Source organism: Pedobacter alluvionis, assembly GCF_003664035.1.
Classification (GTDB): Bacteria; Bacteroidota; Bacteroidia; order Sphingobacteriales; family Sphingobacteriaceae; genus Pedobacter; species Pedobacter alluvionis.
The window spans coordinates 479,478-492,788 of record NZ_RCCK01000011.1 but is presented as its reverse complement, the minus strand read 5'-3'; the positions used below and the strand labels follow the sequence as shown (position 1 = coordinate 492,788).

The 13,311-nt window shown below is 36.4% G+C and carries 19 protein-coding genes; 12 read left to right on the top strand and 7 right to left on the bottom strand.

The window, feature by feature from the left end; translation table 11 throughout:
• Positions 1-216 precede the first annotated feature (216 nt).
• From BCL90_RS25670 to BCL90_RS09755, 12 genes are all read left to right on the top strand, one after another.
• Complete coding sequence (locus tag BCL90_RS25670; protein ID WP_166792115.1) at positions 217-381, top strand: hypothetical protein; 165 nt, start codon at positions 217-219, stop codon at positions 379-381.
• Between the two features lie 29 nt (positions 382-410).
• Complete coding sequence (locus tag BCL90_RS09785) at positions 411-602, top strand: hypothetical protein (protein ID WP_121283826.1); 192 nt, start codon at positions 411-413, stop codon at positions 600-602.
• A gap of 52 nt (positions 603-654) precedes the next feature.
• Positions 655-795: a hypothetical protein gene (locus tag BCL90_RS25665; protein ID WP_166792116.1), complete on the top strand. Its 141-nt coding sequence runs from the start codon at positions 655-657 to the stop codon at positions 793-795.
• A gap of 654 nt (positions 796-1,449) precedes the next feature.
• Entirely contained in the window at positions 1,450-1,614 is a 165-nt protein-coding gene (locus tag BCL90_RS25660; protein ID WP_166792117.1) for a hypothetical protein, read from the top strand.
• 17 nt (positions 1,615-1,631) lie between these two features.
• A complete protein-coding gene (locus BCL90_RS25655) occupies positions 1,632-1,799 on the top strand; it encodes a hypothetical protein (RefSeq protein WP_166792118.1) in 168 nt (55 codons plus the stop codon).
• Positions 1,800-1,840: 41 nt separating this feature from the next.
• Positions 1,841-1,981: a hypothetical protein gene (locus BCL90_RS25650; RefSeq protein WP_166792119.1), complete on the top strand. Its 141-nt coding sequence runs from the start codon at positions 1,841-1,843 to the stop codon at positions 1,979-1,981.
• Positions 1,982-2,177: 196 nt separating this feature from the next.
• Positions 2,178-3,338: an HlyD family secretion protein gene (locus BCL90_RS09780; protein WP_166792120.1), complete on the top strand. Its 1,161-nt coding sequence runs from the start codon at positions 2,178-2,180 to the stop codon at positions 3,336-3,338.
• 64 nt (positions 3,339-3,402) lie between these two features.
• On the top strand, positions 3,403-5,604 hold the full coding sequence (locus BCL90_RS09775) for a peptidase domain-containing ABC transporter (RefSeq protein WP_121284586.1): 2,202 nt from the start codon (positions 3,403-3,405) through the stop codon (positions 5,602-5,604).
• A 15-nt stretch (positions 5,605-5,619) separates the two neighbouring features.
• The gene (locus BCL90_RS09770; protein WP_121283824.1) at positions 5,620-5,943 is read left to right on the top strand and encodes a helix-turn-helix domain-containing protein; all 324 of its coding nucleotides are present in this window, start codon (positions 5,620-5,622) and stop codon (positions 5,941-5,943) included.
• A 75-nt stretch (positions 5,944-6,018) separates the two neighbouring features.
• Complete coding sequence (locus BCL90_RS09765; protein WP_121283823.1) at positions 6,019-6,198, top strand: hypothetical protein; 180 nt, start codon at positions 6,019-6,021, stop codon at positions 6,196-6,198.
• Positions 6,199-6,260: 62 nt separating this feature from the next.
• On the top strand, positions 6,261-6,443 hold the full coding sequence (locus tag BCL90_RS09760; RefSeq protein WP_121283822.1) for a hypothetical protein: 183 nt from the start codon (positions 6,261-6,263) through the stop codon (positions 6,441-6,443).
• Between the two features lie 56 nt (positions 6,444-6,499).
• Positions 6,500-7,591, top strand: a complete 1,092-nt coding sequence (locus tag BCL90_RS09755; protein ID WP_121283821.1) for a peptidase associated/transthyretin-like domain-containing protein — start codon at positions 6,500-6,502, stop codon at positions 7,589-7,591.
• A gap of 41 nt (positions 7,592-7,632) precedes the next feature.
• Here BCL90_RS09755 and BCL90_RS09750 read toward each other — a convergent pair whose 3' ends face one another.
• The 7 genes from BCL90_RS09750 to BCL90_RS09720 are packed head-to-tail and all read right to left on the bottom strand — an operon-like array spanning position 7,633 to position 12,980.
• A complete protein-coding gene (locus BCL90_RS09750) occupies positions 7,633-8,097 on the bottom strand; it encodes a 4'-phosphopantetheinyl transferase family protein (protein WP_121283820.1) in 465 nt (154 codons plus the stop codon).
• A complete protein-coding gene (locus BCL90_RS09745) occupies positions 8,087-8,347 on the bottom strand; it encodes an acyl carrier protein (protein ID WP_121284585.1) in 261 nt (86 codons plus the stop codon). Before BCL90_RS09745 ends, BCL90_RS09750 begins: the two co-directional genes overlap by 11 nt.
• The gene (locus tag BCL90_RS09740; RefSeq protein ID WP_121283819.1) at positions 8,340-9,617 is read right to left on the bottom strand and encodes a beta-ketoacyl-[acyl-carrier-protein] synthase family protein; all 1,278 of its coding nucleotides are present in this window, start codon (positions 9,615-9,617) and stop codon (positions 8,340-8,342) included. The genes BCL90_RS09745 and BCL90_RS09740 overlap by 8 nt, the downstream gene beginning before the upstream one ends.
• Positions 9,610-10,056: a 3-hydroxyacyl-ACP dehydratase FabZ family protein gene (locus tag BCL90_RS09735; RefSeq protein WP_121283818.1), complete on the bottom strand. Its 447-nt coding sequence runs from the start codon at positions 10,054-10,056 to the stop codon at positions 9,610-9,612. Before BCL90_RS09735 ends, BCL90_RS09740 begins: the two co-directional genes overlap by 8 nt.
• Before the next feature lie 30 nt (positions 10,057-10,086).
• Positions 10,087-11,139 (bottom strand): type III polyketide synthase, encoded by a 1,053-nt coding sequence (locus BCL90_RS09730; protein WP_121283817.1) that lies wholly within the window; start codon positions 11,137-11,139, stop codon positions 10,087-10,089.
• A complete protein-coding gene (locus BCL90_RS09725; RefSeq protein WP_121283816.1) occupies positions 11,136-11,849 on the bottom strand; it encodes a methyltransferase domain-containing protein in 714 nt (237 codons plus the stop codon). The genes BCL90_RS09730 and BCL90_RS09725 overlap by 4 nt, the downstream gene beginning before the upstream one ends.
• Complete coding sequence (locus BCL90_RS09720; RefSeq protein ID WP_121283815.1) at positions 11,850-12,980, bottom strand: NAD(P)/FAD-dependent oxidoreductase; 1,131 nt, start codon at positions 12,978-12,980, stop codon at positions 11,850-11,852. It abuts the gene before it with no gap.
• Positions 12,981-13,311 lie beyond the last annotated feature (331 nt).

The window sequence follows — 13,311 nt, the reverse complement described above, 5'->3', positions numbered from 1 at the left end:
TTGTATTGTCTTATCTTGAGGGAAATGTAATATCTATTGGCACTGATTTAAACTATTTCTGATGTTATATCTCTTTTTGTCCTTATAAAAGGGCTTTTAGTGTATCTTTTTTCTGAGTCGAATTTTAAAATTAGATACTTGTTTCATGCTAGGCCAACATAGACGGAACCTGAAAAGCCTGAAAAGAGTAAGAATCAAAAATTTAAATTAAACGAAATGAAAAACTTAGAATTAGAAAGATTTGATGTTAAGGAGATGGATGCTAAAGAGATGGTTGAAAAAAATGGAGGGATGCTAGGATTGCTTACTCTTCCAATTACTGGGTGGATTTCGGGCTTCATTTATGAAAAAGCACTGCAGGCTATTAAAAGTCATGGTTAAAAAAATTAAACAAATAAAATTGACATATTATGAAATCTTTAAATAAAATTAGTAAATTGAATTCAATAAAAATTGATAATCTTAAAGAGTTATCAGAGCAAGAAATTATTGAAACAAATGGAGGCATACTTGGATTATTAGGTTTAGTTGTTGGTGCTACAGCATTAAGCTACCAGCTGTTTAAATTTGGTTGGGATGCAGGTGTAGCTGCGGCTAAGTAAGTTTTTGTATGCAACAATTGGTAAGATAGGTAACTAGCATAAATTTAATATTATGAATCATTCAATTACAAAAGAAGACAGGATTTACCTGTTTGTGTTATTTCTTGTACTTCTTACTTATTTATCATTTGAGCTGTTTAGGTTTGGTTTTGAACATGGGAAAGATTATGCAGTTGCTGCACTATCCCTCTAATCACTCTTCCTTAAAATAGCGTTTAAATAGTTAACCGATAGATGTTATCAATACGTCTATCGGTTTTTATTTTAAAGATCAAAAGCCTTTTCATCCCTACAATACACCATTTCGTGTATCTTTTTTGCTCTATAAATTCTAAAATTAGATACTTGTTTTATGTTATGCTCAGGTAGACAGAATCTGAAACAAGTAGGAAGCCATGAAATCAAAATTTAATTAAAACAACTCATCTCAAAATCCTATGAAAAATAACCTTTTGCTATTTATCTTTCTAGCTTTTGCCCTAATAGGAATAACTTATTTAGGTGGTTATTTTATTGGTAAGGCGGCATATTATGTTAGCCACTAATAAAGGTTAGAATGTTTCCATTAATTACAATTGAGTTTAATGCGTGTATGAAATAAATTACCGGCATTTAGCTCATGAAGTGTGTAAATCCCTATCATTCATTGCTGGTAGGCTTTAGTTTTCATGGTGAAATTCATTACCAACTCTCTTAATCCAGCCTTTTCATCACTAGAATAACCCTTTTAGTGTATCTTTTTTCGGAGTCGAATTTTAAAATTAGATACTTGTTTCATGTTAGGCCAACATAGGCGGAACCTGAAAAGCCTTTAAAGAGTAAGAAACAAAAATTTAAATTAAACGAAATGAAAAAATTAGAATTAAGCAATTTTGGTGTTCAGGAGATGGATACTAAAGAGATGGATAAAATAAGTGGGGGTAATGTTCCAATTTGGCTATATTTTATGGCACCCGGTTCTGCCTACCTAATCGAGAAATTTGAAAAGGGCTGTCAATGTAATGCTTTATAAAAAAAAATAGATATAAAATGAAAGTAGATTTTAAAAAATTAGAAGTTAAAGAATTAACTTTGGTGGAAAAGAAAAATATAGTTGGAGGAATTTGGCAGGTTTTTGCAGCAATTGGTGGACTTGTTTATCTAGCCGGAGAAGTGGCAGAATCAGCAGGAAGAGCTTATAGGAAAGAATTTTTGTAAAAAAAATAGAATTTTTAAAGTACGTTTTAATTTTAGGCAATATGAATAATATTATTAAAAAAAATGCAAAAGCACTATCTACTGTAATTGCTATTGTTTTGCTTGTTTTTGTGTTGGGCGAAATTACTGAATCTTTTGGGCGGAGTTTTGCTAAAGACTTTAACATTAGTATAAAAAAGTAATTAATTGTTAAATATTGCAATATTTCTAAAATAGTATTTAAGTAGTTAACCGATAGATGTAATTAGTACATCTATCGGTTTTTTTATTTTCTAAAGATCAAAACAGATTCATCCCTACAATATCCCCTTTCGTGTATCTTTTTTCTGGTATAAAATAATAATCACAAACTTGGTCTTAACCAAGCCATTGATGATTATGCCTTTTACAGAAGATGCGAATTTCGAAGATAACGCCATCATTTTTTTACACCATACTAAGGTACGTACGCAAATTATTTATTCTGCCACCATATTATTCATTCTTGTCGCTTTTACGGCCCTGCCTTTTATTTATACCACAGTAAGCGTTAAGGGGAATGGTTCTTTGCAGAGTAATATCGAAAGGGCAGAACTGCTGGCGCCAGTGGCCGGGAAAATTACCTTGATTAATTTAACCGATAACAAAAAAATAAAAAAAGGACAGCTCCTTTTAAATATTGATCCTACCGTACCCGAAACACAAAACGTGATTTTGAATACCCGCTCGCGGGAATTAAAAGATTTATTAAATGATGCGCTCCTTCTCTTAAAATTGGTCGATTTAAGCAATGCCGGGCAACCTGCATTGCAGACCGGCCTGTATGCCGCAAGCTGGCAACAATACGCAGAGCAGATTCAAAATGCATTAAATGCGCGCGAACAGGCCTACAAAATTTATAAAAGGTATGAGATTCTTTTCAGTAAGAGGGTAGTTACCGAAGCAGAGTATGAGCAATATAAATTTAATTACGAACAGGCACTTTCCGATTTTAAAATGGTTGCCAGGAAATATAAAACACAGTGGCAAACCGAATCGAATCAATATAGAAAAGAACTCAAAGATCTGGATAGTCAGAAGATCCAGCTTACCGAGCAGGAGAAACTATATCACTTAACTGCAGGGATTTCTGGCACGGTACAAAATCTGTCGGGCTTACAATTGGGTTCTTTCATTTCTGCCAATCAGAAAATAGGCGAAATATCGCCAGATAGTGCTTTACTTGCCATTTGCTATGTTAAACCTTCAGATATCGGTTTAATTAAAACCGGGCAAACCGTCAGGTTTCAGATCGATGCTTTTAACTATAACCAATGGGGTTTGCTTGCTGGTATAGTAGCCGATATTTCAGACGATATTATATTGATTAACCAGAGTCCTTATTTTAAAGTGAAGTGTAAATTGGATAGGGATTATTTGAAATTAAAAAACGGTTATAAAGGCCAGGTAAAAAAAGGTATGACCTTTAATGCACACTTTACTATTGCCAAACGAAACCTATATCAATTGCTTTATGATAAAGTTGATGATTGGTTAAACCCGAATGGAGCTAAAAGCTAAAAGACTAAAGCAGAAAAAATTCAAATTTCATATCTCCATTCTTACATCTTACATCTCACCTCTAATGCCTACACTAATAAAACAACGCGATATTACCGATTGTGGTGCTGCGTGTTTGGCATCTATAGCTGCATTTTATAAATTGAAAATGCCTGTTGCGCGGATCCGCCAATTGGCCAGCACTGATCAAAAAGGAACCAATGTTTTAGGTTTGATAGAAGCGGCAAATAAACTGGGTTTTGAAGCAAAAGGGGTAAGGGGCAATTTAGATAGTCTTTCTAAAATTCCACTACCGGCAATTGCTCATGTAGTAGTAAATAAGCAATTGCAGCATTATGTGGTTATTTATAAGGTAACGGATAAATACGTCGAAGTAATGGATCCCGGCGATGGAAAAATAGACCGCAAAACCATTGATGAATTTACAAGCGAATGGACAGGTGTACTGGTGCTGTTATTGCCTGATGAAGGCTTTAAACAAGGCAATGAAAAGGTTGATACTAAAAGCCGTTTTTGGAACCTGATTAAACCACATAAAAGCATTGTAACACAGGCACTTTTTGGTGCTTTGATTTATACCATACTTGGGCTATCTACCTCTGTTTTTGTTCAAAAAATAACTGATCATGTTTTGGTAGAAGGTAACCGGAACCTGCTTAATTTAATGAGCTTAATGATGGTAGCCATTTTAGCGCTGCAATTGTTTATAGGCACCGCTAAAACTATTTTTACCATCCGTACGGGGCAACAGATAGATGCCCGCTTGATCTTGGGTTACTATAAACATCTCTTAAAACTGCCTCAACAATTTTTCGATACCATGAGGGTGGGCGAAATTATTTCGAGGGTTAACGATGCGGTTAAAATAAGGGCTTTTATAAACGATGTTTCCATTAACCTGGTGGTAAACGGCTTTATTGTGGTGTTCTCTTTTATTTTAATGTTCAGTTACTATTGGAAACTGGCCTTAATGATGTTGGCTGTTATTCCATTGTATTTATTGATTTATTTCATTAGCAATAAATTAAACAAAAAAATGCAGCGCAGGTTAATGGAGGGATCGGCCGAGTTAGAATCGCAATTGGTAGAGGGTTTAAATAATGTAGCCACAATTAAAAGATTTGGCTTAGAAAGATTTACAAATGAAAAAACAGAGACTCATTTTATAGGTCTGCTCAGAACAATTTATAAATCTGGATTAAACTCTGTTTTCTCTGGCACATCAACCGAGGTTATTGCCCGTATGCTTACAATCGTTTTACTTTGGGTGGGTGCCGGTTATGTTTTAGACGGCGAAATTACCCCTGGTGAATTATTCTCTTTCTATACATTAATCGGTTATTTTACTGGTCCTGCTACTTCCTTAATTGGAGCAAACAAATCTATTCAAGATGCCATGATCGCCTCTGATCGTTTGTTTGAAATCATGGATTTGGAAATTGAACAAAATTCATCTGGCGTTTTCCTCACCAAAGAATTAATGGGCGATATCAGATTTGAACATGTAGCCTTTAGATATGGGAGTCGCGTTAATGTGTTTGATGATCTAAATCTAATGATTAAGGCCGGAAGTTTTACCGCTATTGTTGGGGAGAGTGGATCCGGTAAATCTACCTTAATGTCTTTGCTACAAAATATTTATCCCATACAATCAGGCAATATTTTTATTGGTAATCATGCGCTTAAGTATTTGAACAATGCCTCTTTAAGAAATTTATTAAGTGTTGTGCCACAAAAAATTGATCTTTTTGCAGGAAATGTAATCGAAAATATTGCCATTGGCGATTATGAGCCAGATATGCAACAGATTATTAGTATTTGTACACAATTGGGGATTATCGATTTTATTGAAGCTTTGCCAGAAGGTTTTCAGACTTATTTAGGTGAAAACGGTGCCTCTTTATCAGGTGGACAAAAACAACGGATCGCCATAGCGAGGGCACTATACCGTAATCCTGAAATTTTAATTCTGGATGAAGCTACTTCCTCTTTAGATTCAGCTTCAGAGCAGTATGTGCAGCGAACAATCGATTTGCTAAGGATGCAAAAGAAAACAATCATCATCATTGCGCATCGGTTACCTACGATTAGAAAGGCTGATCAGATTATAGTATTAGATAAAGGAAAGGTTGTAGAAGAGGGGAGCCATACTGAAATGATGATGGCAAATGGGTATTATGCTAATTTATGGAGACAGCAATTTGGCGATGATGACCTACCAAGTCTGATAACACCCTCACTTGAATTTGTAAGAGATAGCATTTAATCATCCGCCTGTACTATGAAACTATTAGAATACATCGATCGCATTAAGATCATTCACAAATTGATAAAAGAAAGCCGTACAGGTGCTCCTGAAAATTTAGCAAGAAGATTATCAATTTCTACCTCGCGACTATACGTGGTATTAGATGAGTTGAAATTAATGGGCGCTCCGATAGAATACTCGCGACAGTTACAAACATATTATTATACCCAGGCATTCGAAGTAAATATTAGGGCCGATTTTACGGTTTTAAAGCCTCAGGAGTTAACGGATATAAATGTTGGTTTTTTTTATCAGCAAAATTATCCACTCCTTTTTTTGTATAGTGAGCAAAAGTAATTTAGTACCGTTGCAACAAAAAGGCGTATACCGAAAAGCCTTTAACGAGTAGGTGAAATCAATAAAATCTAAATTGTGAAAAAATTAAATCTAGAGAACTTAAATGTTCAGGAGATGAGCTTCTCAGAAATATCTCTTGTTGAAGGAGGCAGCTGGATTGGCAGGGCGTGGAATTCGATAAAAGAGTTTGTTTTGGATGTAGTGCATGAAATTGTTACCGATGTGGTAGGCGCCGATCCAACCTCAAACCTATAAATAACTAAAATATAAACCGGATGGTCTAAATAGCAGGCCTAAAACTAATTAAAAAATACAATATGAAAAATCTTAAAAAATATGAGGTTGAAGAATTATCTTTAACAGAAATGAAGTCAATTGATGGTGGAAGCTGGTTTAGCAGAGCATTTGAAGCAGTTGGTAATGCTTTGGATGACGCTTATCATTGGTTACAGGATAATATTGGACTTACCTTAGGCTCAGATGGAGCACATGGAAAATAATTAAACGAAAAGAGCAGGGCAAATACCTGCTCTTTTACTTCACTTACAACCATCTTATGTTTAACTATATATGTAACGCTAAAAATGTTTTTTTAGCGATTTTGTTTTTTCTATTTTCTGTTAATGTTGATGCACAGTCATTTTACCTTACAGGGTATGTTTTTGATGGTAAAGAACCTTTAATAGGTGCCTCAATAATAATTTCCGGCAAACATGTTGGCAATTGTGATGCATCTGGTTATTTTGAAGCCAGTGCCAAATTTGGTGATACATTGGAGGTAACTTTTCCTTTTTATGAAACTTCCGCTGTTGTTTTAACTGATTCCTTGCAGAAAAATATCGTTTTAACAGCAAAGACATTCCAATTGGATGATGTTCAAATAAGTTTTAACAAACGAAAAACAATTGATTCATTGTTGAGCGTATCCTTTCTGCAATTAAATCCAAATGCTTTCAACGCGAAGGTTTTTTTGAGGCAGTCTGTTGTTCGGAATAACGAAAAGGTTATCTTATTAAACGAAGGCTTATTAAACCTGAACTGTCCTGATTTAGAAGGTCTTATTATCGCTGGTAGCAGTAAAAAAGTAAAATTAAATATTGATTACGCTTGTAATCCGATTAATTCAAATAGCCGTCCGAAGGTAACTTATGGGAGTAATCCTCAAATTAAATTGCGTTTGGGGTTATTGCCAAATCATTTCTATGAGCTCGTAAAGTTAAATATTACAGAAGAAAGTATTAAATCTGATAGTATTAATACCGTTATTAATATTAAAGGAAATCTTTCTGCCAATGAAAAGCTTTTGGTTTCTTACCTATGGATTTTGGATAAAAAAACTAATTCATTGAAACAATCCCGGTATTACGAACAATATGTAAATAAAAAGCATTTTTTATTTTATGATTATTCTTATCTAAATAATGAACTCTTTTCTGGATCTATAAGTGCAAAACAAATAATTGGCAGAAATTCCTATTCAACAAATGATGAAATATTTGTATTCCGTCAAATAGGTGCAGATATAGATAAATGGAATTTTGATGTTAATAAATGTGGATTAGAAAAATACCCCGAACAAACTGGGAGTTGTGATGAATTGAGCGAATTTAAAATTAAGCATCAAATATCATTTCATAAGCTCTTTTAGTTTATCAGGTCAGTCTTTTTAACCTTTAAAACATAAGCTTATTAATATACTAAAGCCAAATATTGTCCATGGTGACTAATTGAGCCTGGTTTAGTGCGTTTATAATCATGTGGATGATTTGGTAACTCGTAAATGGCTACTTTAATTTCTTCCAGTCTGCTATAAACAGGAGCAGCAATGGTATGAATATATTGTAACTGAATGTCACTTTTAGTAAAGTAAGTATCGTTATCAATGCTTACCTTACCTTTTATCTCACTAGCGCTGGCATAAACGGTACAGTTTAAACTTTTAGGGGCGAAATTCCGGATGCCTGTTTTTCTGTTATGAATTTTATAGGCCGATTCTTTCATGCTCCACAACAGCCATACCACTTCATCGGGTTTTTCTGCTGAAGTAATCAATAGCTGTTCTTCCGCTGTGAAAATTTTATTGAGGTAGTTTTTACGCCTCCAGTTACTTTGGATTTTAGCCAGGTCCAGATCAACGATGTCGTTACCCAGCATGTGCTTCAAGCTTCTGGGCAATAATTTCGGTTGTGGCTTTTACGTTGAGCATTTTAGCCATCGAATCATTGTCTATTTCGATGTTAAATTTCTCTTCAATATCCAGGACAATATCAACCAGGTTAGCCGAATTTATTTTCAAATCATTAATAAAATCGGTGTTTTCGTCAATCTGTGTCAATGCTGTTGACTCTTCGCTGTAAGGCTGAACAATTGTTTTTAAGGCTTCGATGATCTCTTCTTTATTCATGGGTGTATTTTTTAAAAATAATGCAGGCATTAATATCGCCAAAACCAAAACTTGCTTTAGCTAAGATATTAAATGGTTGATGAATTACTGTTTGTGGAATGCATTTCGCATCAATTAAAGCCGTAATTTCAGGGTTTAAGTCTTCGCAATTAATATTGGGAAATATAAAACCCTCCGAAAGTTCTAGTATTGACGCAACACATTCTATACTCCCTGACGCTGCAATACAATGACCAATCATACTTTTCAAAGAATTGATGTATGGAAAATCATCAGTGGGTAATTGCAGGGCCGTTTTCCAGTTTTCTATTTCGAGCGCATCTTTAGTTGTTGCGGTAAGGTGGCCGTTAATTACATCTATTTCGTGTGCTTCTATACCTGCATTTTGTAAAGCAGCCTTTATGCAACGCTGTACTGCAATGGGGTTAGGGGCTGTCATGGTGCCTAAACCCCGCTGACCACCAGAATTGATATGTCCGCCAAGTACCTCGCCATAAATTCTGGCTTTTCTTGCCATTGCACTTTCGAGCGATTCTAATACCAAAGCACCTGCACCGCTTCCAGGTACAAAGCCACTTGCTGTTGCACTCATTGGACGGCTACCTTTTTCCGGTTCGTGGTTATGTTTAAAAGTGCAAACCTTCATGGCATCAAAACCACCCCAAATATAAGGGCCACTGTCGCTGGTGCTCCCTGCTAACATCCTTGTGGCCTGACCGGTTTTAATTCTTTCATAAGCCAGCAATATACTTTCGACTCCTGTTGCGCAGGCAGATGAATTGGTGCTTACCTGGTTTCCTAAGCCAAGTTTCCCACTAATAAAAGCGCTTACGCCGCTGGCCATGGTTTGTATTACGACTGAACTGCCCAGTTTTTTAATTTCAAGCGCATCTATCTTGTTAATTGCCCATCTAAATTTATCTATCCCGGATGTGCCGGTTCCGAAAATGGTACCGCTATCCCAGTCGGGTTCGTCATTGTTCTCGATGTTCAAACCCGCATCCTTCCAGGCATCCAGTCCGGCAATAACACCATATATAATTCCGGTACTATTTAAGTTTCGTAATTCAAGTGGTGTAAAATATTCGTTGATGCGCTCGTCGCTAAGTACTGGTTTGCCTGCTATCTGGCAAGAGAAGTTTAAGGCTTCCAAATCGGGCTGATGACTGACCCCGGAGAGTCCTTTTTTTATGGTGTCAGAAAACTCAGCCAGGGTAACGCCATTAGGTGAGCATACGCCTAAACCTGTAATTACAACTCTGTTATTCATTTTCTTTCGAAATTAACATTCCGGAAATATTTCCTTTGCAAACCATCTCGCCTGCTGCATTTTCCATTTTTACCTTGCAACTCAGTTTATTAAACCTGAAATATATTTTCTCGCTCGTTACGGTAACTTTTTCTTCCGGTGTTACCGGTTTTAAAAAATCGATAGCATTTGATGTCATGGCAATGGCTATGTTTTGATCAGTTTCCATGTTTTTTAACAGGTAGATGCCTAAACAAACCAAACCAATCTGTGCCATGGTTTCGGTAAGGATTACTGCGGGGGTAAGAGGACGGTTTTTAAAATGACCTTCGTAAAATGGTAGATCCTTAGCATAAGTATAAGTACCTTTTGCTCCATTTTCATCAACGTGCAATAACTCATCAACAAAAAGAAAAGATTTACCGTAAGGCAGTTTATCTAATATTTCTTGTGGATTCATAGTTGAATGATTGATTGAATTATTGAATGGTTACCATTGTAAAAGTATGCGTTGTGCTGAAAATCCCGGGCCGAAGCTTAACATCAGCCCTTTTTCTCCCGGCATTGGCTTTTTGTCCATAATCCGTTCTAAAACATAGAGAACTGTTGCGCTGCTCATGTTTCCATAGAGCCTTAAAACTTCCTTTGTTTCATCTATGTTTTTACCAAGTTGTCCAAATAATTCTTCAACAATCTGGATAATCTTTTTTCCTCCCGGATGGAAGATCAAATGGTCTATATCGTTAATCTGAAATCCGTTTTTTGCCAAAAATGGATGGATGATATTGGGGAAATGATTGGCAATGGTTTCAGGAACGGCCACATCCAGTACCATTTGCAGCCCGGTATTGGTAAGTTTAAATCCCATCATCTCTTCAGCATCATAAAAATGGTACATTTCTTCAGCCAAAATCTCTGGTCCGCCATCATCTTCATTCGAACTTAACAGTACACAGGCAGCCCCATCGCCAAATATTGCGGCACTTACAATGTTGGCCATCGAAAAATCGTTTAATTGAAAAGTTGCCGTTGGCGATTCTACTGCAATAACTGCTGCCCGTTTGCCTGGATTGGCTTTTAGAAAATTCTTTGCGTAAATCATGCCTGATACACCTGCTGCACAACCCATTTCGGTAACCGGCAGGCGCACGATATCTTGGCGAAGCTTAAGTAAGTTGATCAGATAGGCATCTAAAGAAGGGATCATGATTCCCGTACAGCTTACCGTAATAATGTAATCTAAATCCTGAGCTTTCCAATTGGCTTTTTCGAGTGCAGTTTCCAAACATTTAGCACCCAGCTTTATCCCTTCTCTTACATAAATGTTATTTCGCTCTTCAAAACTTAAATCACTAAAAACCTCTTCGGGCGACATGATCGAGTACCTTTTATCTACTGCTGCGCTTTCAAAAATCTTTTTTACTTTTCGGATAAAACGATCGTCCTGATCTTTTAGCCAAATATCCAGAAACGGCAAAATTTCATCGGTTGACCTCCAAAACTCGGGCAAGGCTTTACTTACTGCTTTTACGGTTACGCTCATATTGTTTTAATTATCCATTGGTAGCGGAAAGCCCATTTCCATTTTATTGAACTCGATTTTAGCTTTAATTGTTTGCTGTATTTAAGCAAATCTGCCCTTTTAAACCCACGCAGAATGGACACTAAACCATCTTCTCTCGACATATCATTTAAACGGAAAACATAACACAATGCTTTAAACAGGTAATAGGCTACTGCACTTCTTTGCAGGTCGTTTATCACAATACCCATTTTTGCCGATCGTTTAAAATTGTTTAGCAAATCAATAATTTCTTCATCTTTAAAATGATGTAACGTCAATGTGCAGAGCATAATGTCGCAGGGTTCATCTTTAGTTAAATCCTCAAAAATATCGCTACAGGCATAGGTGATATTCGGGTAGTTTGCAGATAAACTTTCTGCATGATTTATGGTGAATTTATTGGCATCTATCCCTTTTAAAATAAAATGTAAACCTTGTTTTTTTGCATAATCGGCCAGGGTCCGTAACATATCTCCATTTCCACAACCGATATCGGTAATACGTATAACCTGATCAAATGGTTTGCCCTTGATTAAAGTTTTAACTCCATCGAGCGTAACATTATTACCACCAAGGAGTTGGTTAATGCTGGCTATCTTGTCTAATGCATCGCGTAATATTTCACCTTCCATGGCGAAATCATCCATAATTTCTGGTGCTGTGCTTCTAAATGTGGTATCTACTGGCATTTATGATGAAGTTGTAATGGGTTTGCCATGTGTTTTTTTAATTATTTTATGGAGCAGAAAGGGCATTTTAGTCAATGCATTCATGGCTAAACTTTCGAATTTAGGATTTCTCAGCAAGGAAGATAACATTCTCCCCGTTTTTAAGCGGCTTTTAAATTCCCTGTTCCAATATGCGATGTAATTTTTTTCCAGTGCTTCACGCGAACTGATGTGGCCTTCGATTCTTTTATGCAAAAGTTCTGAAACAATTTTGGCACTATGAATGGCCATGGCCATGCCGTTTCCACAAAGTGGATGAATCAAACCGGCAGTATCGCCAATCATTAAAATATGGTTATTTACAGGTTCTTTAGCCTCAAAAGAAATCTGACTGATGGTTAACGGAACATCGAATAAACTTGTTGCATTTTCGAAAATAGATTTCAGATACCTGTTTTTATAGAGCACGTTTTCCTGGAAGGCAAGCAAGTTTTTATGCTTTTTAAAACTTTCGTAATTGGCCAGATAACAGATATTCAGCCGGTCATTTTCAACTTTTGAAACGCCGCAATAACCACCTTCGAAATTATGCAGGCTAACCACGTTATTCGGGAAATCGGCTTGGTAATGTGCTTTAACTGCCAGATAGGGTGATTGTTTATTAATGAAACTCCGGTTTAGCTTAATGTCGATGGCCGATCGTTTTCCATAAGCGCCAATAACATAAGCAGCAACAAAAGTGTTGTTAGCAGTTTCTACTGTAAATTGATTATGGGTGAATTTTATTTCTACAACGCGATCATGAACGATGTTTACTTTTCTCCTCATTAGTTCGGTATACAAATAATAATCGATGGTATATCTGCTTAGACCAAAACCACCGAGCGGTAATTTTATTTGTATACTTTTACCAAGGTTTGAAGTGAAAAGCAGGTCGCTGATGATTGCAGGGGCAAGGTTTTCGATATCCAGGCCGAGCCATTCAAAATAAGGTAGTACCTCGTTCGAAATATATTCGCCGCAAACTTTATGGTGTGGATAAGTATCTTTCTCGATCAATGTAACCTTTAACCCCACCTTATTCAGGTGAAGTGCGGCTGTTAAACCTGCCAGTCCACCACCAATAATTAAAATTTCTGTTTCGCTCTGCATATTCTAAGATGGAACGCTAATATAACGTTTTAATAAGGCGTTTGTTCCATTTAAGCTTCTTTAACCACAGAGGCCACGGAGAGAAAAACACAGAGATGCCAAGTTGGGTATGCCAGGTGCTGTCAGATGTTACCATCTGACAGTTTCGTTTGCGCTCGTTTCCAAACGAGCGCAGAAATAGTTATACGATTCCCTCGTTTAGCGTGCTGTCAGATGTTGCCATCTGACAGGAATGTTATCAGTTTGGGTTCAAAACCTTCAATAATAGCACAACCAGTTTTGATTAAGCGGGAGAGCCCGACTAACGTTGATAATACTTGCAGACATTGCT

Bases quoted from the DNA above. Each gene is read 5' to 3' on its own strand.
- BCL90_RS25670 (WP_166792115.1), top strand. From the start codon at position 217: ATGAAAAACTTAGAATTAGAAAGATTTGATGTTAAGGAGATGGATGCT.
- BCL90_RS09785 (WP_121283826.1), top strand. From the start codon at position 411: ATGAAATCTTTAAATAAAATTAGTAAATTGAATTCAATAAAAATTGAT.
- BCL90_RS25665 (WP_166792116.1), top strand. From the start codon at position 655: ATGAATCATTCAATTACAAAAGAAGACAGGATTTACCTGTTTGTGTTA.
- BCL90_RS25660 (WP_166792117.1), top strand. From the start codon at position 1,450: ATGAAAAAATTAGAATTAAGCAATTTTGGTGTTCAGGAGATGGATACT.
- BCL90_RS25655 (WP_166792118.1), top strand. From the start codon at position 1,632: ATGAAAGTAGATTTTAAAAAATTAGAAGTTAAAGAATTAACTTTGGTG.
- BCL90_RS25650 (WP_166792119.1), top strand. From the start codon at position 1,841: ATGAATAATATTATTAAAAAAAATGCAAAAGCACTATCTACTGTAATT.
- BCL90_RS09780 (WP_166792120.1), top strand. From the start codon at position 2,178: ATGCCTTTTACAGAAGATGCGAATTTCGAAGATAACGCCATCATTTTT.
- BCL90_RS09775 (WP_121284586.1), top strand. From the start codon at position 3,403: ATGCCTACACTAATAAAACAACGCGATATTACCGATTGTGGTGCTGCG.
- BCL90_RS09770 (WP_121283824.1), top strand. From the start codon at position 5,620: ATGAAACTATTAGAATACATCGATCGCATTAAGATCATTCACAAATTG.
- BCL90_RS09760 (WP_121283822.1), top strand. From the start codon at position 6,261: ATGAAAAATCTTAAAAAATATGAGGTTGAAGAATTATCTTTAACAGAA.
- BCL90_RS09755 (WP_121283821.1), top strand. From the start codon at position 6,500: ATGTTTAACTATATATGTAACGCTAAAAATGTTTTTTTAGCGATTTTG.
- BCL90_RS09750 (WP_121283820.1), bottom strand. From the start codon at position 8,097: ATGCTGGGTAACGACATCGTTGATCTGGACCTGGCTAAAATCCAAAGT.
- BCL90_RS09745 (WP_121284585.1), bottom strand. From the start codon at position 8,347: ATGAATAAAGAAGAGATCATCGAAGCCTTAAAAACAATTGTTCAGCCT.
- BCL90_RS09740 (WP_121283819.1), bottom strand. From the start codon at position 9,617: ATGAATAACAGAGTTGTAATTACAGGTTTAGGCGTATGCTCACCTAAT.
- BCL90_RS09735 (WP_121283818.1), bottom strand. From the start codon at position 10,056: ATGAATCCACAAGAAATATTAGATAAACTGCCTTACGGTAAATCTTTT.
- BCL90_RS09730 (WP_121283817.1), bottom strand. From the start codon at position 11,139: ATGAGCGTAACCGTAAAAGCAGTAAGTAAAGCCTTGCCCGAGTTTTGG.
- BCL90_RS09725 (WP_121283816.1), bottom strand. From the start codon at position 11,849: ATGCCAGTAGATACCACATTTAGAAGCACAGCACCAGAAATTATGGAT.
- BCL90_RS09720 (WP_121283815.1), bottom strand. From the start codon at position 12,980: ATGCAGAGCGAAACAGAAATTTTAATTATTGGTGGTGGACTGGCAGGT.